This is a genomic window from Tenacibaculum sp. MAR_2009_124 (genome assembly GCF_900105455.1).
Taxonomy (GTDB): Bacteria; Bacteroidota; Bacteroidia; order Flavobacteriales; family Flavobacteriaceae; genus Polaribacter.
In genome coordinates this window covers 192671-215726 of record NZ_FNSF01000007.1, presented here as the reverse complement: position 1 = coordinate 215726, position 23056 = coordinate 192671, and the positions used below count along the sequence as shown (strand labels likewise).

Sequence of the window (23056 nt, the reverse complement as noted above, 5' to 3'; positions counted from 1 at the left end):
ATTTATCTGCGATTACCTCGTATTTTTGCCCCCTCTAAGAACAGAGTGAAAAAGGTATCGGATGGAAAATAATAAAAAAAGAAAAAAGAAGAATAAATCACCCAAAGCTAAAAGACTTCACATCTACTATAAACGAACGGGGTTTTATATGTTTATTTGGGAAAGTTTAAAAAAGGCTTTTTGGCCAATTGTTGCTGTAGTTGTTGGATTAGTACTTTTCAATAAATATGTTTATAATATTAACGATGGGCTTCAGGCTATGACTGAAACTTTTTCTCGAGTTGGTGTTTTAATTACATTTTTCATTTCTGAAACAATATTAGGATTAATTCCTCCTGAGATTTTTATTGCTTGGTCAAAAAAGACTTCCGAGCCTGTTATAAATCTTTCCATATTGGCTTTTTTGTCATATTCGGGAGGTATCATCTCTTATTTTATTGGTAGGTCGGCTCTTAAAATAAAGTCTGTAAAACAATATTTAGAAGTAAAAATGGCAAAGCATTTAAAGAACACCAGTAAATGGGGTGGTTTTTTAATCTTAGTCGGTGCACTTTTACCTCTTCCATTTTCAATTAGCTGTATGACGGCTGGAATGATTAAATATCCATTGAAGGGAGTTGTTGTTTTTGGTCTTTTCCGTTTCTTACGTTTCGCTATTTATGCATGGGCTATTTTTAGCATGGTTAGCTAAAGATAACCTTACACTATAAAAAAACACCGCAATTGATTTTTTAGTCAATTACGGTGTTTTATATATATATACCCTTCTAAAAGTCGATTTTAGCTAAAACCTCCTAGTTTTTATCCTAGAAGGTTTGTTTCCCCTTAAATTAATCCTCATTAGATGAGAAATAATACTACAAATATAAGTAGCGTTATCTTGTTAAAAAATGTGTTTTCCGTTAAATAAAATGTAATTTTCCGCGGAAACCCTTAATTTTTTCACAAAAAAAAGAGCGATTATCGCTCTTTTTTAAATTTTCTTATATATGCTTTACTTAGAATGGTAAATCATCTGGCTCATTATCTGAAGATAAATCCGGAGCTGGAGCAAAACTGTCCGCTGGTGGAATATTTTGAGATGCTGCTTGCGCTAAATTCTCAATCCTCCAACCTTGCACAGAATTAAAGTATTTTGCCTCTCCTTGCGGGTTAATCCACTCTCGTCCTCTTAAATTAATCGAAACCTTCACATCTTGCCCTACTTGATAACTATCTAATAAATCACATTTATCTTGAATGAACTCAATCATAATCATTTGAGGATACTGCTCATCTGTAGTTACTACCAATTCACGCTTTCTAAATCCGTTACTCCCAAAGGTTTGTGTTTCGTTGACTAATTTAATTTTACCAATTACTTCCATTACTTTTCTATTTTAATAAAAGTACTTTCCAAGCACTTTCTACATCATTATTTTCTAAATACTCTTGTGCAAAAATATGCTTTTTTTCTTCAGATACACCAACAAATCGCTGCTGTTCTTTAGCAAAGTTATTAACATCATTTTCTGTTGGGAGTTGCTCTATATTCCCTAGCATCCCCAAATTATTCCCAGTTAACACCTTACTGTTTCTAATTTCAAAAGGAATTCGATCGACACCAATACCTAAAGTGGATAAGGGCTTAGGAATTTCAAAAAAACCATCTCTTGCTCTACTATAGAAACTTCCTCCTGCTCTGGCCACTAAATCTATTTTGTACTGATCAATGCTTCCATCCTCTGCCAATACATCTTCATTAATATGTAGCTTAACCACCTCGCAAACAATTAAATTCCCTGCTCCTCCTTCACTTCCTGTATAAATAACATCATTTACCTTACATTCAAACTGTACAGGAGATTCGGCCACCCTGAATGGTTTTACTTCGTCAGACGGTAACATTGTTAAACCAGCTTTTTCAAACTCATTAACTCCTTTTGGATACATTGTACTGCTTAAAGACATTTGTTGTACAATGTCATAATTTACAATATTTATCACCACCTCTTTTGTTGCTTCGGCATTATCTAAAGTGTGTTTTGTTGTATTTGCTCGAACACTCCTTGCTGGAGAGAAAATCATTATTGGAGGATTTGCTCCAAAAACATTAAAAAAACTAAAAGGAGATAAATTTGGAACCCCATTTTCATCAATGGTACTTGCAAAAGCAATAGGCCTTGGAGCGACTGCTCCAAGTAAATACCCGTGTAATTTTTGTGTTGGAATATTTTTAGGATCTATGGATAACATTATTCTTTTATTTTAGTGTAAATATACTACAGTTTCCAAAAAGAAGTTATACCTAAGAATAGTTTATATTTGACCTATGAGTTTTTTTTACAATAACTTTTGGCTTAAACGAATTGCGGTTTTTGCTTCATTTATCATTGTTTTATTAATTCTATGGAATACGTATATTTTCTTTCAGAAGTTTAAGGAAGAAGAGCGTATGAAAATGGAATTGTACGCCTCTGCTAATCAAGAATTAAACAATTCAGATCTTGATACAGATATTACTCTATTAATGAAGATTATAGATAATAACAAAAACATCCCTGCTATTCTTACCGATTCAAATGGAGATATTTTAAGTAGTAATAATCTGGATAGTATAAAAAGTTTGGATTCGCTATATCTCAAAAATCAACTGACTTTAATGAAAAGTCAAAACAAACCAATTGAAGTAAGCTATAAAAACACCCAAAAGAGATATGTCTATTATCGAAATTCTGACTTACTTTATAAGTTGAAATATTATCCCCTAGCCTTACTTTTAATTTTAGCTTTGTTCTTAACCATTATTTATATGGTTTTTAAATCGAATAAAATTGCAGAACAAAATAAACTTTGGACTGGTATGGCTAAGGAGACCGCTCATCAAATTGGTACGCCTTTATCTTCTCTGCTAGGTTGGATAGAAATTTTGCGTGCTGAGGAAGTTAACGAAATGTATGTGGAAGAAATTGAAAAAGATGTCGATCGCCTCAATATTATTGCAAATAGATTTTCAAAAATTGGGTCTTTACCGAGTTTAAAAGAACAAAATATTGTTTGCGAAACTAAGCAAGTATTTACTTATTTAGAGTCTCGTAGTTCAAAACAAGTTCATTTTATATTTAATGCGCCTAATTCAGCTATTGTATCTCAAATTAGTGTTGAATTATTTGGTTGGGTGATTGAAAATTTGATCAAAAATGCCATTGATGCCATGTCAGGTAAAGGAGAGATAAAGGTAAGTGTTAATGAAACTTCCAGAAACGTTATTATTCGTGTATCCGATACTGGAAAAGGAATACCCAAATCTCAATTTTCGAATGTTTTTAAGCCTGGGTTTACAACTAAAAAAAGAGGATGGGGATTGGGACTTTCATTATCCAAAAGAATTGTTGAAAGTTATCATAAAGGAAGAATTTTTGTTCAGAAATCAGAGCTCGGAAAGGGAACGACTTTTGAAATACAGTTAAATAAAGTCTAAGTAAATACCCTTTGTTTTATTTAACCGTATTATCTTTTATTGAAAATTACTTGCTATTTTTCCTGCAATAATAAAAAACTCATCGGTAGTTAGTTTTGCTTTTGAAATAAAGCGCATATCATCCATTTTATTAATAGGAATTAAATGCACGTGTACATGAGGAACTTCTAAACCAATCACACTCATTCCTACTCGTTCACAATCCACACTTTTTTCAATTGCTTTTGCCACACGGTAAGAAAAAGCCATTAGCCCACTGTATTCCTCTTCCGATAAATCGAATAGCTTATTTTCTTCTCTTTTAGGAATAACCAAGGTATGTCCTGGAGCATTTGGATTAATATCAAGAAAAGCGAAAAAGTTATCATCTTCCGCAATTTTATACGATGGAATTTCTCCCTGAATAATTTTTGTAAATATACTAGCCATATTCGTTTTAAGTTTAATTTCTTTTTATTCTTAACTCTAAGTAAACTGGTTAAGAACAATATTGATTTACTATACTGAATTCAATCAGTGTAAAGTTAAAAAAGAAATCGAGTTTTAGTCTCCTAAAACCCGATTTTCACATTAATTTTCTATTATAATTTCTTCTAACGAGAGATATCCATAATTTCAAATTTCATAATACCATTTGGAACTTTTATCTCAGCCGAATCTCCAACTTGTTTACCTAATAAACCTTTACCTATTGGTGAGTTAACAGATAGTTTTCCATTCTTTATATCACTTTCACTATCTGCAACTAAGGTGTACGTAAATTCCATATTATTCACTGTATTTTTAATCTTTACAATTGAATGGATTAAAACCTTAGAAGTGTCAAGTTCACTTTCATCTATAATTCTAGCACTTGCCACAACATTCCTTAGTTTTGCAATCTTGGTTTCTAACAATGATTGCTCCTCTTTTGCAGCATGGTATTCAGCATTTTCACTTAAATCTCCTTTATCTCTTGCATCTGCTATTTCTTGCGACACACGAGGTCTTTCTACCTGCTCTAAGTGTGCTAATTCATCTTTTAACTTTTTAAGTCCTTCTTCTGTATAATAAGATACGTCGCTCATAACTTCTTTAAATTTAAAAATCTCATACCCTTTGGGATGAGATTGTATTACAAATGTACAAAATTTTCGTAAATTTGTAACGTTATGTCTTCATCTATATACTTAACAAATGAAAAAAATTCTTTTTACACTTTTCTTTGGAGCTTTTGTTAGCTGCGGTGGTAATGTGGTTGAAAATAGCTGTTTTAACAACTCTATTCAATCTCTTAATTTTGATTTAAACAACCCACAACTAAATGGATTACTTACTCCAAATGGAAGTGCCACAGTAAATGGAGGTATTAACGGTATTGTTCTGTTTAATAAAGGAACGGGAGGTTCTTTTTCTCCGTATGTTGCTATAGATAGACAATCTCCTAATAGAGATTGTGGTACACCCATGGTAGTAAATCCTCCTATTTTAGAATGCCCTTGTGATGGCACCAAGTATAGTATGTTAGACGGTAGCCTAATTTCTGGTGATATTAGTTGTGCTGGTGGAGCTCGAGTGTATACGGTAACTCAAAGTGGTAGTACTTTACAAATAAGTAATTAATTTCAAATTACTACCAAATAGATTCTTATTTTTGCAGCGACAACAACATAACTAACAGATTTAACGTGAAAAATTATTTCTCTTCAGATTTTAGATTGGGCGTTCTCGGTGGCGGTCAATTAGGAAGAATGTTACTTACTGAAACGCAAAAACTAGATATTTACACTGTAATTTTAGATGCCAATTCTAATGCTCCATGTGCTCAAATATGTAATGAGTTTCATCAAGGAGATCTACTAGATTTCGACACTGTATATAATTTCGGAAAGCAAGTTGACTTGCTAACCATAGAAATTGAAAATGTAAATATTGATGCCTTAGACAAATTGGAAGAGGAAGGTCTTACGATCTTTCCAAAACCAAAAAACTTAAGGACCATACAAAATAAAGCTCTACAAAAAGTTTTTTATGATGAGCAAGCTATTCCTACTGCAGATTTTACAAGATTTGCTTCGAAGGAAGATTTAGAAAAAGCAATACATGAAAAAACTGTAGAGACTCCTTTTGTTTGGAAATCTGCTCGTTTTGGTTATGATGGGAATGGTGTAAAAATTGTAAAATCTATTGACGACTTACAAAACCTACCATCTGGAGAATGCATTGCCGAAAAGTTAATTCCTTTTAAAAATGAACTAGCCGTAATCGTAGCAAGAAATAAAAAAGGAGATATCAAAACATATCCTGTTGTTGAAATGGAATTCCACCCAGAAGCAAACCAGGTTGAGTATGTAATCTGTCCTGCTAGAATCGATGAAACGGTAGCAAATAAAGCACGTGAAATTGCATTAGAAGTTGCCGATGCTTTTGGCTTTGTGGGCTTATTGGCCGTTGAAATGTTTCAAACTGAAGATGACAATATACTTGTAAATGAAGCTGCTCCAAGAACACATAACTCAGGACATTACTCTATTGAGGCTAGTTATACGAATCAATTCGAACAACATCTTCGAAGTATTTTAAATTTACCTTTAGGAAATACAGACAGTAAAGTTGCAGGAATTATGGTGAATCTTGTTGGAGCAGAAGGGCACACAGGTGATGTAATTTACGAGAATATTGAAGAAGTATTGAAAATTGAAGGAGTTACACCTCATTTATACGGTAAAAAACACACCAAACCATTTAGAAAGATGGGACATGTAACAATTGTAAATACTGATGTTAATAAAGCGCGTGAAATTGCGCAACAAGTAAAAGAAACTATAAAAGTTATCGCTAAATAAAAATTATGGTAGGAATTATAATGGGAAGTGATTCTGATCTTCCGATAATGCAAGAAGCTATTGAAGTTTTAGAGAGTTTTGATATTAAAGTAGAGGTTGATATTGTTTCCGCTCATAGAACTCCTGAAAAATTATTCGATTACGCTAACAATGCTCATAAAAGAGGGGTTCAGGTTATTGTAGCTGGTGCCGGTGGTGCTGCTCACTTACCAGGTATGGTAGCAAGTATGAGTCCGTTACCAGTAATTGGAGTACCAGTAAAAAGTAGAAACTCTATCGATGGATGGGATTCTGTACTATCAATTCTTCAAATGCCTGGAGGTGTTCCTGTAGCTACTGTAGCTTTAGATGGCGCAAAAAACGCAGGTATCCTAGCAGCTCAAATTATTGGAGCTTCTGACAAATGTGTTTTAGACAAAATAGTTGCCTACAAAGAAGGACTAAAATTAAAGGTTGAAAAAGCCTCAGAAAGAGTTAGAAAATAATCATCTTTCAATAAAAAAACAACTAACCTCATAGCTCCAAAATCTATGAGGTTCTTTTTATTTATATAAATAAGATAATACCTATATTAGTATCTCTAAAAATTTAAACTGACTTTAAAAGAATCAGAAAATGAATCCACTTTTACAAGATTTCGATACAGCTCCTTTTTCTAAAATTCAAGAAAAAGATTATAAACCAGCTATTCAAGAAGCCATTACTCTTGCCAAAAAAGAAATTGAGCTTATTGTTTCGAATATAGATGAACCAACTTTTGAAAACACAACGGTAGCACTTGATAATACTGGTCAAAAATTGGATCGAATCACCTCTATATTTTTTAACTTGAATTCCGCTGAAACAAATGAAGAAATTCAAAAAATAGCAAAAGATGTTTCACCTTGGTTAAGTGAGTTTAGAAACGACATTACCTTAAATGAAGCTCTTTTTGCTCGTGTGAAGAAAGTTTATGACCAATTAAGTGATTTAGAATTAACTCCTGAACAAGAAACACTTTTAGACAAGCAATATAAAGGCTTTGCTCGAAATGGTGCGAACCTAAACGAAGAAGATAAACTGGAGCTTCGTAAAATTGATGCTGAACTTTCAAAACTTTCATTACAATTTGGTGAACATGTACTTGCTGAAACGAATAATTTCGAAATGCATATTACCAATGAAAATGATTTAACTGGGCTTCCTGAAAGTGCAAAAGAAGCCGCTAACATTTTAGCCAAGCAACGTAATAAAGAAGGTTGGGTAGTTACCTTGGATTATCCGAGTTATATCCCTTTTATGACTTATGCCGATAATAGAGAGTTGAGAAAAGAGCTTTCCATAGCATTTGGTAAAAAAGGGTTTCAACAAAATGACTATAATAACGAGGCTATTGTTTTAAAAATCACAAAACTTCGTCACAAAAGAGCCAATTTACTAGGTTACAAAACGCATGCAAATTTTGTTTTGGAAGAACGTATGGCGGAAAAACCTGAAAACGTATTGGAGTTTTTAAACGATTTACTTGAAAAAGCAAAGCCGGCCGCTCAACGTGAGTTTGAGAATCTTGAAAATTATGCAAAGAAACTCGACAATATTGATCAACTTCAAAAATGGGATAGTGCTTATTATTCAGAAAAATTAAAGAAAAAATTATTTTCTCTTGATCAAGAATTGCTAAAACCATACTTCAAGTTGGAGAATGTTATCAATGGTGTTTTTGAAATAGCCAATCGATTATTCAACTTAAATTTTGAAGAGATTGATACCATTGATAAATACCATGAAGATGTTAAAACGTATTTGGTTTCCGACAATAACGGTAATTTTATCTCTCATTTTTATGCTGACTTTCACCCAAGGCCAGGTAAAAGAAATGGTGCATGGATGACCTCCTATAAATCTCAACAAATTTTAGATGGTAATAACGAGCGTCCGCAGGTTTCAATTGTATGTAATTTTACAAAACCAACAGAAACAAAGCCTTCTTTATTAACTTTTAATGAAGTTACCACCTTATTTCATGAATTTGGACATGCGTTACATGGTATGTTAGCAAATACAACTTACGGCAGTTTATCTGGAACTTCAGTTCCTTGGGATTTTGTTGAACTTCCAAGTCAGGTATTAGAAAACTGGTGTTATGAAAAAGAGGCGCTCGAGTTGTTTGCAAAGCATTACGAAACAGGCGAAACAATTCCGATGGAGTATGTTGAAAAAATTAAAGAATCAGCTAGTTTTCATGAAGGAATGCAAACCTTAAGGCAATTAAGTTTTGGATTACTCGATATGAGTTGGCACGCAGGAGCATCTCCAGAATCTGTTACTTCTGTTAAAGAGTTTGAATCAAAATCATTTTTAAATACCAAATTATATCCTGATGTACCAGAAAACTGCATGAGTACTTCTTTTTCTCACATTTTTCAAGGAGGATATTCTTCTGGATACTATTCATATAAATGGGCGGAAGTATTGGATGCAGATGCTTTTGAATACTTTCAGGAAGAAGGAATATTTAATTCTGAAGTAGCAAATAAGTTTCAAGAAAACGTTCTTTCTAAAGGAGGAACAGAAAAACCGATGAAATTATACAAAAGGTTTAGAGGGAAAGAACCTAATTCAGATGCGTTACTAAAGCGAGCTGGATTAATTTCTAAATAAAAAATTAAGTTCATATTGAGTTTCAACTTTAACTTAAAATAGGAAGTCCTTATTTTTATAAAAATAAGGACTCTTTTATTCTTTTCTTAGCATTTAGTAAATTCAAATGGGCTCTTAATATTAAATACATTATTTAAAAAGGCTAAGTTCTAATTTAGATATGTGTTATCTTAGTTTAAAATGATATTTTATGATTCCATCAGACTTTAGAGATTTTTTTGTTAGTAGTTCATCTTTAGCACAGTAAGAAATCGTTTCATCATTACTATCGTTGTCTATACAGGAAGCACAAGTAAAAGACAGCAATGATAATAAACAGTTACTTGTCCTAATTGTTCAGGTAAGCAGATACGCGCTAACCGTAAACTTAAAGGTATTCAGCGTTATGTTTGTAATGGTTGCAAGAAAAACTTCAGTGAGACTACAGGGAAGTTTTGGTACAAAAAAAAAGATAAATTGAATCGGTATGGACTACCTACAAAAATTCTACCAATTTTTGTAGGTAGTCCAAGTTACGCAGTCATGGTCGGAAGAAATTCCGACCATTTATTTTTAAGTTTCAAAATGATCTAAATTTCCATCACAAATTACCACAATCATAGCAATGGCTAAATTTCTGAGTTCCATTTTAAACCTTCTTTTAGCCGTTTTATACCCAATATTGTTAGCTTTTTTATAGATTGCTATTAACATTGCTACAATTAAAGTCATATATAGAACTACTTTGATTCCGTTTTTATTCAAAGATACTAAGTGACTTACATTTAGTTCTTGCTTTATAAAGCGAAAAAAGACCTCAATATCCCATCTCTTTCTATAGGCTTGCGTAATTTCCTTAGCAGAGAGATCAAATTGATTAGAAATAAAACAAAATTCTTTGTGATCTTCAGTTTTTGTTTTTGCAACAATCAAACGTAAAGGAGTCTTTACTAACTCTTGTTTATAGTGAATATTTCCTCTCTTATTATTTATAGCTTTACCAGTATACAGATATACTTTACTATCTTTTATAAGGCTTAACTCTCCTAGGTCAGAGTTTTGATTTTTATCGAGTAAAGATTCCAATTCTACATATTTTCTATTTTCTTTTGCTCTAGCAATAAAATAAATATCATTACCACTAAAATCTTTCATGGTTCTGGTAGATTGAAGACCTCTATCAATGACGTAAATATTTTTATGATTTTTGTGTTGTTTTACATGATCCATTATAACTTCAGGCAAAGCCATATCTTCACTGGAATACTTAGGTTCTGTAAACACTTTAAACTCACAAGGCAATAAACCATCAAAGGTAATAGTATATTTAACAGATTTCTTACCATTTTTATGATCAATTCCTTCTAATAATTTACTAGCAGCTTCACTAACCATCGAGCTATCCACATGAACTAATTGATGTTTTTCGTTATTAGAAGTCATTGGATAAGCATCGTGAAACTGGCTATAAATGCATTGATATATTTGAGCGAAATAATCGGAATCAATTTTAGATAACCTTTCTGAGATAGAACTTCTTCTGATGGATTCTGATTTATCTAAATTGAAAAGAGTTTTAAACAGAGAATCATTAAAAGTATCTTCTAAGGTACGTTGACTTAATTTTTCGTTTTCTACAATACCATAAAGCAACAAATAAAACATTTTTTTACCATGAAGTACTTTGGTGTAATAATCCACATTAGTTGTGGATGATAATTTAGATAAAAGAGCTTCTGGAATAATACCTAATAATTCTTTTACGGATATTTTATGATCTTTAAATACTGACATAATAGCTTAATTATCAGTATATAAGATACAAAAAACAATACTCAAAAACAAGTTAAACAACTGAAAAACAGCAGGTTAAAATAATTTTTTTTTATTTCTTAGAAACAAAAAAAGTCGGAAGAAAAATCTTCCGACCATGACTGCCCTTAGGCGCTTTTTTTTGTTCAGTAATATTTAAAGTAGTAACCAAGTCATCCCAACCAATAGCAGAATAGATTTTGCCCAAATCTCCCTCTAAAAAGAGTGTATAATGAGCATCATAATTCTCACTGAGGGAAAAAAATTGAAATGCGGTATTGCATTTCAGAAATTCTTCGTATTTTCATAATTACACAAATGGAAACCCCGTTTTTTACCTTTTTTGGTGATTTTCGGGGTTTATTATAAATATAAGATACAACAAAACCCTCTTAAAAACAAGGGTTTAGCTATTTTATGATAGTTCCTATTTAAAAAAAGTAGATGGCTTCTTCTTTCTTTCGATGCTATTTCGCAAAATTTTTATTTTAATATCATTGATTCTTTTAAAAAGCTATAAGCTCCCTTTAAGGAAAATTCGGAGGCTTACATAACGAAATGTACAAAAAACAAATAATAATTATGATTGGTATCATTTCTTTATAAGACTTGTATTTTCTCATTCTTCTGTACTCCTTTTCTATTAAATCCCTTTACATTAAGTATATTAGATCTAAAATAGAATTTTTAATATTGTTTTAAATGAATATAGATAATTTGTTAATCTACCTTTTTTTAAGTTTAAGTGTTATTTCTTTATGGACAAAAATAAAGTTATTCTACAAAATACCATATTGGTTGTTTTTTTTATTTCTTTCTTTTTTATTTGCTTTCATTTTAAAAAAAATTTCTCTCCTGTCAATTTTTTATACCCTAATCTTTAGTTCCTCTATTTATTTTTACTACAAAAAAAAATCAATTGTACTTTTTTTAATTGTATTATTTTTAACCATACCTTTATTATTCTCAATGCCCTTTCTTGGTTTCAGAAGCTACAAACACGCACATAACATAATTGTAGACAGCAACTTAACCCCTCTTAACATTGGACTTAATATTAACAAAACTCTTATAGGAATAGTCATTATTTCATTAGGAATGAAAAACAGATTAATGGACAATGAAAAGCTAATCAATGCCATTGCTAAATCTTTATTTTTTATTGCTACAATTTATGTTTTATGGGGAGTCTTACTTAATATAACTCTTTATGACAAAAAATTATTGAACTTTTTATCTATTTGGTTAATCAGTAATTTATTTTTCACATGTTTAACAGAAGAGGTTCTGTTTCGTGGTTTTATACAAAAAGAGATTGCTCATTTTTTTAAGAATGCGTTCAGTCCTTATATTAGTATATTTGTAGGCGCTTTATTATACGGCCTTATTTATATTAATACTGGTGTTTTAAATGTTATCATGGCTATCTTTGCAGGATGTTTTTATGGCTGGATATATCTGGAAACAAAAAAGATAGAACAATCTATTATACTTCATTTTATATTAAATTTTCTCAACTTTTTATTATTCTCATATTTTCCAGAGTAAAATAAATTTTATTCCCATAACCACATTTGCTATGACGCAGTTAGACCTCTATTAAAAGTAAAGATAATTTCATCAAAGAGGCAAGATCAAAATTATATTCAAAAATAATGAACAAATGTTATAAACTTCAAGTACCCCAATGGATATTTTAAATTAGTATCGTGCAGAAGACTTGTATTTTTTTTTTTAAATGATTTTATTAACAATGAAGACTTCATTAAGAAAAAGTAAATCGTCAAAACAGGTTACTTTGACGATTTACCATAAAAAGCCTAAAAAGGCCGTAGTTAAAGCTACTTTTTAAAACTATTTTTTAAAACTATTTTTTAACAATTTTCTTAGTCATTATCTTTTGTCCATCGTTTACCGTTAGAAGATAAACTCCTTTACTTAAATTAGACAAATTAACCGTGTTTTCAACTGCTCCCGACTTAACTACTTTCCCTAAAGCATTTGCTAAACGATACGTAGCTCCTTCTGCTCTAAATCCAAACTTGAATTGTACATAACTACTTACTGGATTTGGATACACTTCAAAATCGCTAATGATTACACTACGTAACGTTTCAGTTGCACTGTCAGACTTTCCTTGAAGGGAAGCTGAAAATGGAAGAGCAAACTCTACTATGTTTACCGTATAATCTTCTACCTCGCCGTAAGTAAAGGTTTCGCAAGGTGCTTGTAAAGCATTCCATTTCATCGAAACTCTCATACGAGTTGTTCCCAATTTGGCCCCAAGTGGCACGGCAACAACATTAGTTATATTGGAAGAAGAGCTTGATGAACCCAAAGCAACTTGTTCATCTATTGTAAATTCTCCGTTTTGATTATAATCTATCCAAACACTCCAAATCTCATTATAGTTCGTTGACTTAAAACCTGCACTTAAAATTAAATCATTGAATGTCCCTCTTGAAACTGTCGCTATATTTTGAGTATAATCCCCATATCCATTATCACTGCCCGAAACATTGGTCATACCTCCAAATGACACGTAGTCAATCCATTCAAAAGTTGAGTTGGTACTTTTAGATTCACAATAATCTAGCTCAACAACACTATTCTCTAATGTTGTGATCGAAACCGTGTTGCTTACAGACGATTCGTTCCCTGAAAAATCTTTCGCTTTCACTGTAAAACTGTAAGTAGTATTGGGTGAAAGACCAACTACTTCATAACTCTCTCCTGATACGGTTGCGATGTATGTATTATCTTGATAAACATCATAACTCTCGATACCTATATTATCGGTAGCTCCACTCCAAATTAACAAAACACTATTTGTTGTTACTCCTGATCCTGTTAAAACTGGCGCTGTTGGATTTTCTGTATCTGGTTCTGAATCTATAAGCTGTACGCCATAATCTTCTGTTTCTCCATAATTATAATCTCCACATGGGGCTGGGGTTGCATTGTATCTCATAATAACACGCATTCTTGTTTGTCCTGCCCCTACTGTTTCGGGTACCGTAAACGTTCCTTGAACGGAAGTGTCTTTTGAGGGTGATTTTGACCATACTCTTTCGCCTGAATCAGAAAAATCTCCATCTTTATTATAATCTATAAATACCGCATACCCCTCATTATAAACAGTACCTTCCCATTTAGGGGTAATGGTTATGGTGTTTTCAAGCCCTTTGGTTAAATTCAAGGTTAAATTGGTGAAATCTGAATAACCTGAACCTCCTGCTGAAGAATTCTCCAGTAACAAGCCTGTTACATTCTCTACCTTTACACGTTGAATGCTCTCACCTGAATTATTACCCTTTGACTCACAATAAGTTACCAATATACCATCTTCCTCTTCTGTGGTTGCCGTAACTGAATCACTAAAGCTCGATTCATTGCCTGAGGTATCTTTTGCCTTTACTCTAAAAGTATATGTGGTGTTCGGTGTTAAACCTGTTACATTATAAGTCTCCGTTGTTACGTTAGCTATAAAAACATTATCTTGATAAACATCATAACTACCTATGCCTACATTATCGGTAGCTCCATTCCATGTTAATAAGACACTTGTTGAGCTTACTGTAGATACAGACAATAAAGGCGCTGTTGGAGCTTCTTCATCTACAACCCCATCTGAACTTATGATATTTACACCGTAATCTTCTGTTTCTCCATAATCATAAACACCACATGGAGAAGGATTGGAATTGTACCTCATTATAACACGCATTCTTGTTGGCCCTGAACCTACTGTTTCAGATACTGTAAACGTTCCTTGAATTGATGTATCTTGAGATGGGGATTTTGACCATACTTTTTCACCTCCGTCTAAAAAGTCTCCATCTTGATTATAATCTATAAATACCGCATACCCCTCATTATAAACAGTACCCTGCCATTCAGGTGTTATGGTAATCGTATTTTCAACGCCCTTTTTTAAAGTAACTACTACATTTGTAAAATCAGAATACCCACTCCCTCCAGCTGAGGAATTTTCCAGTAAAAGTCCTGTTGAACTCTCTATTTGTACCTTTTGTATACTTTCATCATTATTGTTTCCTGAAGACTCACAATACGATACAACTACTGCGTCTGTTGTTGCCGATACTGTATTACTAAATACTGATTCATTGCCTGCTGCATCTTTTGCTTTAACCGTGAACGTATAAGTACTACTAGGCTCTAAACCTGTTACAGTATAGCTCTCAGTAGTTACATTAGCTACAAAAACATTGTCTTGGTAAACATCATAGCTAACAACTCCTACATTATCTGTTGAGCCATTCCATGTTAATGATACGCTTGTTGCACTTACAGATGAAACCGACAATACTGGAGCGGTAGGTGCTTCTTCATCTACAAACTCATCTTCCGTTGTTGCCGATACTGTATTACTAAATACTGATTCATTGCCTGCTGCGTCTTTTGCTTTAACCGTGAACATATAAGTAGTACTAGGTGTTAAGCCAGTAACATTGTAATTCTCTGTTGTTACATTCGCTACAAAAACATTGTCTTGGTAAATATCATAGCTAACAACCCCTACATTGTCTGTGGAGCCACTCCATGTTAATAACACACTTGTTGTCGTTACTGTTGATACCGACAATACTGGAGCAGTAGGTGCTTCTTCATCTACAAACTCATCTTCCGTTGTAAAAAACGACGAATTGGAATAATCAGAATAATTACCATCGCTACACTTACTTCTTACTTGTACTTCATATTCTGTTGATGCTTCTAATTCCGTTAAAAAAAGACTATTTTCTTCAGTTACAACAGTACTCCAAGTTGTATTGCCCACCTTTTTATAACGTACTTCATAAGTAACTTCATCTATCTCTTCCCAGGCTACTTGAGCACTATTGGTACTCAAATTATTTATTTGAATATTCGTTGGTACTTCAATATCTACACAAATATCTAACATTTCCGTTACTCCTGTTACAATTAAAGAATAGTTTTGGCTATTTCCCACCAAAGTACCTTTATGAGTAACTTTTATTGTATAAATTCCAGCAGCATTCTCTATATCGACTCTTTCAAAAGGGTCTACATTATTATCTTGTTTCGCACTTGTTGTTGGACTCGTTAATTTGTATGGAAAACTAGTTGTTCCAGCTTGAGCAACTCTTATATCTAAATCATTTACTAACGCTGGTGTTGTCGAATTTAACTGTGTATTTACCGCTCCAGGTCGATCTGTCCATGATATTGATGCCATTAAAGCATTTACATCGTCTGATTTAACTTGAAGAGTATAACTTTCACCAGAAGCTAATGTTAACTCTTTTATTATTGAAGTCGCTCCCTCATTTGATATTACCTCTGCTGCTCTTTGAGCATTTAATAAACCCCAGCCAAAATTAGCATCTGGTCCTACCGCTCCTGCATCATCGGCTGTATGTAATGCCAACCCTTTTAATGTAGCAGCACGCATTAAATCGTTGTTTCTTATATTTTTATAATGCTGTTGCAATAACAATAAAGATCCTGCCACATTTGGTGAAGCCATGGAAGTTCCAGAATATTCATCATAAGAAGTATTACTAGACGCAATTGAAGAAAACACATTTACTCCATTCCCTGTAATATCAGGCTTTATTCTATAATCATCAGTAGGTCCCTGACTACTATATTCCCAAATTGAAACCGAAATCAAGTTACCATTATCATCTATCGCTGCATCCTCCGCGGCAGCAACTAATAAATTATTTTTTGCAGTATCTTTACCTATAAATTTATCCCAACCATACCCACTGTTAGAATTTGTATTGGCTGTATTATCCTGCCCATCATTACCTGCAGAATGAACCGACAAATAATAGGGTGAATTGAAAGCTATTTCATCAAAATCTCTCGCTCGCTCTCCATAGGATCCAAAAGCGTGCTGTGGTTGCACAACCAATCCAATTTGATTTCTGAATCCTTGCCCATAAGAATGATTACTCACAAGCATACCTTGTGAAACCTCAGAAACCATCTCTGAAATATCATTATTCCATTCAGCTGCTCTTCCCTTTGCCTGAGGAGCCATCCCTTTAGCACTTGGATTTACTCCTCGAGCTATCATAGTTCCTAAAACATGCGTTGTATGGTTTCCTGAGTCTCCTCCAAGATTTTCATTATTATCGAATATAGTTACCCTACTTTGTCCATTGGTACCGATAAATTCAGTATGGCCTCGTCGAGTTAATCCTCCATCCCAAATATTTATCGTCATTCCTTGTCCTAACAAATTTAAACCAAGCGAACCACCAGTGTATAAATGATTAGTACGAGTTGATCTCGCAGCATTAGTATTTTGGGTTGTATAGTAGATCGGGTAGCCATTTTTAACCCCCATTAATTCAACATACTGACCATTTTTAGTATAGGATACAGGCCACCCCTTTTGCTCTGCTATAGCAATCGCTTTTTCTTTGTTCTTTTTTTGCTTCAACTGGTACTTTTCTCCAAGTGACTCCAGTTTTTTAAAATCATAGTGCTTCCGAACTTTTTCAAAACTCAGATTTTTTTGCCCATACCCGTGCTGAAAACAGATAAAAGTAATTACTAATAAAATAATTTTTTTCATGTTTTAATGTTTTAATGTTTTAATGTTTTAATTAATTGTTATCGCTCTTGGTTAAAGAAAAGGTTGCTTTCTACTATTAATCAATTACTTTACTTCATTCTACTTAAAAAAAAAATTAGAATATCTTTTTTTGTTTTTTTTCAATTCTTTTAAAATTGGTTCTTTTGTTTCATCCTTATAAAACTTATGCTTTATCGGAATGAAGTTTTAAAGAACATTACTACTTCTTATTCTAATACCAAAGTTTAGCACTAAACAAACCTAAAACACTATATACCTGTTTATCAATTCTTTTTTTATCACAAAAGAACTCCGAAACAAAGGTTACACAAGCGTTTTAACACTTTGAACAAGAAAAAAGCAACCTCTTGTTTTTTGTGTCATTTGAATATTTATTTGGTATCACAAACATTATGAAACATCCTGTTACTAAGAATGTTCGATAAGCTTTGATTATCACTAAATTTTTTTGACATGCCAGTAAACTAGGAATTAACACATTAGAAATAAATGGTAGGAGTCGTTTAATTCCTTTTATTGTTACTTGTAGGAGAAGCATAATCCCTGCGAATACAGTATTCACAGGGATGTGAATAAAATTATTTTTATCTCTTTTTATTTTTTTAAATAAAAGACTCTATGTTTTCGTTTTAACGATATCATCATTATTTTTTTATTATTTTTTCAGTTGTTTGTTTTTGACCATCATCTATTTTCAGAAAATAAACTCCTGAGGCCAAATGCTGTACATCTATTTGTGAACTTAACAAACCTGATTTAACTATTTTCCCTATTGAGTTTATTAATTTATAACTGCCACTAACTTCACTTGAAGTGTTTTTAAATATGTTCACATTGATAATATCTGAAACAGGATTTTCATAAATTTCAAAATCTTTCAACGTATTCGATTTTTCTAAAACATCATAATTCTGATGCTTAAAATACGATGTTCTACCTCCCAGCTGGGATATATTCACTGTATAATCTTCAACCTCACCATAAATAAATTGTTCGCATGGTTCTGCTTCTTCATTCCATTTCATGGATACTCTTATACGTGTAGTTCCTAGCATAGCTGTTTCAGGGATGTTTATATCACTTGAAATAAAATCACTAGATCGCGAAGAGCCTTGAACTACCTTTTCTGTATTGGAAAAAACACCATCCTGATTAAAATCAATCCATACCATCCAATATTCTAAATATTCATAGGTTCTATAACCAGCACTAAAAACAATTGGGTACGAAGAGCCTCTGCTAACACTAGCTATTTTATTCGTATAATCACCATAACCATTATCACTTATAGTTGTATTAGTCATTCCTCCAAAAGAAACATAATCAATCCATTCATAAGAACTTGTTTTGCTCTCAGAACTACAATAGCCCACTTCGCTTAAAGTAATTACAAATAATTTATTACTAAATTCAGAAACATTTCCAGCTGCATCTTTAGCTTTTACCTCAAAAAAGTACTCTGTATCAGGTTCCAAATCTTGAACTGTCCATGATTTAGCAGATGTTGTACCGATCAACACTGCATTTTTGAAAATATCATACGTAGCTACTGCAAAGTTATCAGTAGCTCCTTCCCATTTTAACTGTACTGAAGTTGTACCTGCGAATTCTAAACTTAGGGTAGGTGGTGTAGGTGGTTCATTGTCAATATCTCCACTATTTATATTCACAGTATAATCCTCAGTTTCTCCAAAATTATATTCACCACAAGCACTCGGAATTCTATTGTATCTCATTACAACTCTCATTCGAGTTGCTGCAATAGAAACCCATTCTGGAACCGTAAACTCAACTTCTATTTTAGCATCTTTAGTTGGTTGTACCACCTTTACAGTTTCATTAGAATCTTCAAAATCACCATCTCCATTATAATCAATAAACACACCATATCCCTCTTCCCAAATAGCACTAGTCCATTTAGGCGTTATTTTTAAAGTATTTGAATATTCTTTACTAAGATTCATAATGATGGATGTGTTATCAGCATAACCATTATCATCACTTGAATTAAAACTAGTATCATTAACAGTAATATCCTCGATATACTCTATCGAGCTATTATTCCCTTTAGACTCACAATATTCTACTACTAACTCCAACGTCATCAAATTATCAATGCTACTAAAAGCAGATTGCCCTTGATTTGCACAAATACTTCTGACTTGAAACTCATATTGAGTAGCTGGTAAAAGTTCTACCAAATTAACTTCATTGGTCGCAACATTTTGAGTTTCCCAGCTTGTTTCACCTAGAACTCTATATCTAAAAAAATATGTTGCGCTAGGAATTTCTTCCCATTTCACAGTAGCTGTAGTCGCTGATATATTAAGTGAAACAATATTACTAGGAACCACTATAATACACGGTGGTGCTAAAGTAGTAAACTCAGTATTGCCGCTGAAATCAGATACTTCTCCATTGGCACACTTACTTTTCACCTTAAATTCATAATCCGTTGAACTCTCTAAACCTTGTAGATTTAAAAAATTGTCTTGTGTTGATACAATAACCCAATCCAAAGCTCCTTGTTTTCTATATCGAACTTCATATACAGCCTCAGAAACGATATTCCAACTAAGCAACGCTTCCGTATGGGTTATATCACTTACTTGTATCCCAGCAGGAATAATAGCTTGACATTCGGCATAGCCCGTTATAAATGTATTCGTATTACTAAAATTAGAAGCACCTCCATTTTCACAAATACTTCTTACCTCATATTCATATTGTGTTGACGATAATAAATTAATTAATACTATGGAGTTTGTAGCTGATGTTTTAACGATCCAATTAGAATCTTCAACAGCCTTATATCTAATTTCAAACGTTACATTAGCTACAGGGTTCCAGTCAACTTTTACTGAACTTGGAGAAACATCCGTAACACTGAAGGTATTTGGTATTGTTGCAATACATGACGTTAATGTTGTAAACGTTTTTACATTAGAATAATTAGAAGTTGTTCCATCGGGACATATACTTCTCACTTGCACCTCGTACGTTGTTTCAGAAAATAATGTGTTTAAAATTTTAGTGTTTTCTTGTACATTTTGTTCAATCCAGTTTGCTGTATTGACTTCCCTATATCTTAACTGATAACCCGCACCTGAAATACTGTTCCATGAAACCAATGCTTCATTTGTTGTAATATTGGCAATGGTTATATTTTGAGGAACACTAACTGTACAAGGATCAAACAACGTAGTAAACTCCTCACTTTCGCTATATTCTGACGACTCTCCATTAGGACAATTGCTTCTTACTTGAATTTCGTATTGTGTGAAACCACTGAGTCCTGAGATGGTTGGGTTTTTTGTTGTTGCATTTTCCACTACCCATTCATCTGTACCTATTTCGCGATACCTAACATCATACGAAGCAGCCCCTGGCACATGAATCCATCTTAATGTTACTTCTGAATTAGTAATATCGAAGACAGCCATATTCATTGGAACTGTAGCTGTACATTCAGGATTTAATGTTTTATCAGAAATAGCAAGTTCATACCTAGGCCCTCCTAATTCAAGTACAGCTCTCATTCTGGTCTTTTGACCTTCAGTAAATAAATTCTTGCAAGCATCTTGTGTATAATCCATATAGTTTTCAACCATATCCAATGACCCACAGGTGCTTGTAGATGTTGAGCATATAGAATGTCTTTCACTAGCTAAAGGTGTATCTTCCACGAAATCATCAGACTCACAACCTCCATCACCCCATACATGTAGTAAATTCAAGAAATGTCCCATTTCATGTGTTGCAGTTCTCCCTTTATCATACCCATTTTGTAAATAGAAACCAGTTCCTTTATCTTTACTTCCCCAATTATTGGGGTTACATACAACACCATCAACGCTTGGATCTCCTCCAGGATAGGTGGCATACCCCCCATAATTATCATCAATATCACATATCCAAATATTTAAAAATTCGGTTGCATCCCAAGGATCAACACCTCCCTGAGAAGACTTCTTCATGCGATGGTTTTGCATATCATCCCATGTCCATTTAGCTTTTGAGGAAAAAGTTCTTGTAATACCAGAACTAGTGTTACCATCGGGATCTACCTCAGTAAGGTAAAACTCAATTTCCATATCTCCTGCTTGAGGCCATCTATCATTCCTATCGGGATTCGTTCTTCGAAAATCTTCATTTAAAACTTCTAATTGAGATAATATTTGCTCATAACTTATGTTCTCTAAATCATTATTATACAAAACATGAATAACTACCGGTAGTTTTATAATGTTACCTTCTAACTTTGCCAACGTTCTGTTGGTATTTATATTTGAATTTACTAATCCCTCATAATGTTTTAAATTTTCAACCAATGATGGATTTTTTTTCTTTTCCAACTCTAAAATTTCTTTAGAACTACAATTCCAAGTTTCCTGCGAGTACATTCCAATGGTAAGAAACACACTCAATAGAACTATTAAACTTCTATTACCCATTTTACTCTATTTTATCCCTCGTTATATTAAACAGTTAAAAAAACAAAAACTCTCAAAAAATCATTTTTTTAACGAAAGAAATTAAACTATTATATAATTTTAAATAAATTAACATTGATACTCTTTTTAACTTACCACATACCCTTTTAAAAAATGGTATAAAGCAACGAAAAATTAACGTTGTAACACTTTTGTTAATACTGTTTACCAATGCTCACATTATCACTACAAATTTTCGTAACTTTTTTGATTTTAATGTAAATGGCAGGCTGAAAAGAATATTTATTGAGGACACTGAAAATATCACGAAGACATACCTATCACTAATTAAGAAAAGTCAATCAAATTATAATATCACTATTTTTTTTCCATTAGAAACATTTACACAATTAATTCACAATTGAAAACCCTTCATTTAATTGAAACATCTCAATAGAAAAATAATCTGTTTCTATCTCGTCATCCATGAATGTATTGATATCAACAGGTGGCACACCTGGAGCTATATCAATTGTTGTATCAATTTCTAAATTTCTGAAATCAAAATCTGAAACTGACTCAATTAACCCTATGTTATTGGCGTAAAACTGTGTTAAATCTCCAACTTTTTGTTCTTCTATGAGCATATGAGTTAGGTTAACGGGTATTGTAATTCCAGACACGGGAATACTTCCCTGAATACTTATACTCACTTCAACAGAAAAATCTGCTCTAGTTTCAAGAATATCTTCAAAACTTTCACTTAATACTGTTTTAGATTGTATTTTATTATTCAATTGGTTCTTACCTGTTAATTTTATCTTGAAAATAATATTTCCTGAAAACCCAGTTTCCGGATCATCTATAAGCTCTGGATCACTTTCATAGACGAACTCATCACTGTAAAACTCCTCTCCTATGTTCACATCTTCATGTAAAAACATAAAATCCTGAAGACCAAAATCTTCTGACCCAACATCAAATAATTCCATAGGAATTAGGATATCAGTAAAATATTGATCCCCATTTTTTTGTATTGCAATATCTTGGTCGGGCTGCAAATACATATTTCCTCCTTGCTCCCAATTATATGTTTCATCCGTATGACTAATTATTTGAGTATTTTCAACCCCAACAGAATCAATACCATTTAAATTTCGACTAAATGTATAACTCCATGAATTATCCATATTTAGTGGTAAATAATTTTTAGTACTCGTTTCATTTACTTGTGTACTTGAATCATCTTTACTACATGCAAAAAAACTTACCAGAACTACAATAAAAACTCCTTTTATTAATTTTCTCATTT

15 protein-coding genes are annotated in these 23056 nt (G+C 32.7%); 7 read left to right on the top strand and 8 right to left on the bottom strand.

Translation table 11 applies throughout. The features are described from left to right. Positions 1 to 61 precede the first annotated feature (61 nt). Positions 62 to 691 carry a YqaA family protein gene (locus BLW23_RS17860; protein WP_093672411.1) on the top strand — a complete coding sequence of 210 codons (630 nt, stop codon included), beginning with the start codon at positions 62 to 64 and terminating at the stop codon, positions 689 to 691. Between the two features lie 307 nt (positions 692 to 998). Here BLW23_RS17860 and BLW23_RS17855 read toward each other — a convergent pair whose 3' ends face one another. Beyond that, entirely contained in the window at positions 999 to 1367 is a 369-nt protein-coding gene (locus BLW23_RS17855; protein ID WP_093672409.1) for a DUF3127 domain-containing protein, read from the bottom strand. Between the two features lie 7 nt (positions 1368 to 1374). Beyond that, the gene (locus BLW23_RS17850; RefSeq protein WP_093672407.1) at positions 1375 to 2235 is read right to left on the bottom strand and encodes a flavin reductase family protein; all 861 of its coding nucleotides are present in this window, start codon (positions 2233 to 2235) and stop codon (positions 1375 to 1377) included. Between the two features lie 76 nt (positions 2236 to 2311). Here BLW23_RS17850 and BLW23_RS17845 point away from each other — a divergent pair, with 76 nt between their 5' ends. Further along, the gene (locus BLW23_RS17845; RefSeq protein WP_093672405.1) at positions 2312 to 3460 is read left to right on the top strand and encodes a sensor histidine kinase; all 1149 of its coding nucleotides are present in this window, start codon (positions 2312 to 2314) and stop codon (positions 3458 to 3460) included. Positions 3461 to 3496: 36 nt separating this feature from the next. Here the strand turns inward: BLW23_RS17845 and BLW23_RS17840 are convergent, their stop codons facing one another. Beyond that, on the bottom strand, positions 3497 to 3889 hold the full coding sequence (locus tag BLW23_RS17840; RefSeq protein ID WP_093672403.1) for an HIT family protein: 393 nt from the start codon (positions 3887 to 3889) through the stop codon (positions 3497 to 3499). Between the two features lie 164 nt (positions 3890 to 4053). After that, positions 4054 to 4527, bottom strand: a complete 474-nt coding sequence (greA, locus tag BLW23_RS17835) for a transcription elongation factor GreA (protein WP_093672401.1) — start codon at positions 4525 to 4527, stop codon at positions 4054 to 4056. A 109-nt stretch (positions 4528 to 4636) separates the two neighbouring features. Between greA and BLW23_RS17830 the strand changes: the two genes are divergently transcribed. From BLW23_RS17830 to BLW23_RS17815, 4 genes are all read left to right on the top strand, one after another. After that, positions 4637 to 5062, top strand: coding sequence for a Rieske (2Fe-2S) protein (locus tag BLW23_RS17830; protein ID WP_093672399.1), 426 nt, complete (start codon positions 4637 to 4639; stop codon positions 5060 to 5062). Between the two features lie 65 nt (positions 5063 to 5127). Next, positions 5128 to 6285 (top strand): 5-(carboxyamino)imidazole ribonucleotide synthase, encoded by a 1158-nt coding sequence (locus BLW23_RS17825; protein WP_093672397.1) that lies wholly within the window; start codon positions 5128 to 5130, stop codon positions 6283 to 6285. A gap of 5 nt (positions 6286 to 6290) precedes the next feature. Continuing rightward, positions 6291 to 6770, top strand: coding sequence for a 5-(carboxyamino)imidazole ribonucleotide mutase (gene purE / locus BLW23_RS17820; RefSeq protein WP_093672395.1), 480 nt, complete (start codon positions 6291 to 6293; stop codon positions 6768 to 6770). Positions 6771 to 6900: 130 nt separating this feature from the next. After that, positions 6901 to 8925 carry a M3 family metallopeptidase gene (locus tag BLW23_RS17815; protein WP_093672393.1) on the top strand — a complete coding sequence of 675 codons (2025 nt, stop codon included), beginning with the start codon at positions 6901 to 6903 and terminating at the stop codon, positions 8923 to 8925. Positions 8926 to 9477: 552 nt separating this feature from the next. Here the strand turns inward: BLW23_RS17815 and BLW23_RS17805 are convergent. Beyond that, complete coding sequence (locus tag BLW23_RS17805) at positions 9478 to 10698, bottom strand: IS4 family transposase (RefSeq protein WP_093667314.1); 1221 nt, start codon at positions 10696 to 10698, stop codon at positions 9478 to 9480. A 720-nt stretch (positions 10699 to 11418) separates the two neighbouring features. Here BLW23_RS17805 and BLW23_RS17800 point away from each other — a divergent pair. Next, on the top strand, positions 11419 to 12264 hold the full coding sequence (locus tag BLW23_RS17800; protein ID WP_093672389.1) for a CPBP family intramembrane glutamic endopeptidase: 846 nt from the start codon (positions 11419 to 11421) through the stop codon (positions 12262 to 12264). A 319-nt stretch (positions 12265 to 12583) separates the two neighbouring features. On the opposite strand, the gene BLW23_RS17795 is transcribed toward BLW23_RS17800, so the two are convergent. The 3 genes from BLW23_RS17795 to BLW23_RS17785 all read right to left on the bottom strand — a co-directional run bounded on the left by BLW23_RS17795 (position 12584) and on the right by BLW23_RS17785 (position 23054). Next, on the bottom strand, positions 12584 to 17290 hold the full coding sequence (locus BLW23_RS17795; protein ID WP_093672387.1) for a GEVED domain-containing protein: 4707 nt from the start codon (positions 17288 to 17290) through the stop codon (positions 12584 to 12586). 665 nt (positions 17291 to 17955) lie between these two features. Continuing rightward, the gene (locus BLW23_RS17790; RefSeq protein WP_093672385.1) at positions 17956 to 21765 is read right to left on the bottom strand and encodes a fibronectin type III domain-containing protein; all 3810 of its coding nucleotides are present in this window, start codon (positions 21763 to 21765) and stop codon (positions 17956 to 17958) included. Between the two features lie 389 nt (positions 21766 to 22154). Then, a complete protein-coding gene (locus BLW23_RS17785) occupies positions 22155 to 23054 on the bottom strand; it encodes a hypothetical protein (RefSeq protein ID WP_093672383.1) in 900 nt (299 codons plus the stop codon). Between the last annotated feature and the right edge of the window lie 2 nt (positions 23055 to 23056).

Excerpts from the sequence above, each read along its gene's own strand:
- BLW23_RS17785 (WP_093672383.1), bottom strand. The coding sequence starts at position 23,054 with ATGAGAAAATTAATAAAAGGAGTTTTTATTGTAGTTCTGGTAAGTTTT.
- BLW23_RS17845 (WP_093672405.1), top strand. The coding sequence starts at position 2,312 with ATGAGTTTTTTTTACAATAACTTTTGGCTTAAACGAATTGCGGTTTTT.
- BLW23_RS17800 (WP_093672389.1), top strand. The coding sequence starts at position 11,419 with ATGAATATAGATAATTTGTTAATCTACCTTTTTTTAAGTTTAAGTGTT.
- BLW23_RS17860 (WP_093672411.1), top strand. The coding sequence starts at position 62 with ATGGAAAATAATAAAAAAAGAAAAAAGAAGAATAAATCACCCAAAGCT.
- BLW23_RS17795 (WP_093672387.1), bottom strand. The coding sequence starts at position 17,290 with ATGAAAAAAATTATTTTATTAGTAATTACTTTTATCTGTTTTCAGCAC.
- BLW23_RS17805 (WP_093667314.1), bottom strand. The coding sequence starts at position 10,698 with ATGTCAGTATTTAAAGATCATAAAATATCCGTAAAAGAATTATTAGGT.
- purE (WP_093672395.1), top strand. The coding sequence starts at position 6,291 with ATGGTAGGAATTATAATGGGAAGTGATTCTGATCTTCCGATAATGCAA.
- BLW23_RS17850 (WP_093672407.1), bottom strand. The coding sequence starts at position 2,235 with ATGTTATCCATAGATCCTAAAAATATTCCAACACAAAAATTACACGGG.
- BLW23_RS17815 (WP_093672393.1), top strand. The coding sequence starts at position 6,901 with ATGAATCCACTTTTACAAGATTTCGATACAGCTCCTTTTTCTAAAATT.
- greA (WP_093672401.1), bottom strand. The coding sequence starts at position 4,527 with ATGAGCGACGTATCTTATTATACAGAAGAAGGACTTAAAAAGTTAAAA.
- BLW23_RS17790 (WP_093672385.1), bottom strand. The coding sequence starts at position 21,765 with ATGGGTAATAGAAGTTTAATAGTTCTATTGAGTGTGTTTCTTACCATT.
- BLW23_RS17840 (WP_093672403.1), bottom strand. The coding sequence starts at position 3,889 with ATGGCTAGTATATTTACAAAAATTATTCAGGGAGAAATTCCATCGTAT.
- BLW23_RS17830 (WP_093672399.1), top strand. The coding sequence starts at position 4,637 with ATGAAAAAAATTCTTTTTACACTTTTCTTTGGAGCTTTTGTTAGCTGC.
- BLW23_RS17855 (WP_093672409.1), bottom strand. The coding sequence starts at position 1,367 with ATGGAAGTAATTGGTAAAATTAAATTAGTCAACGAAACACAAACCTTT.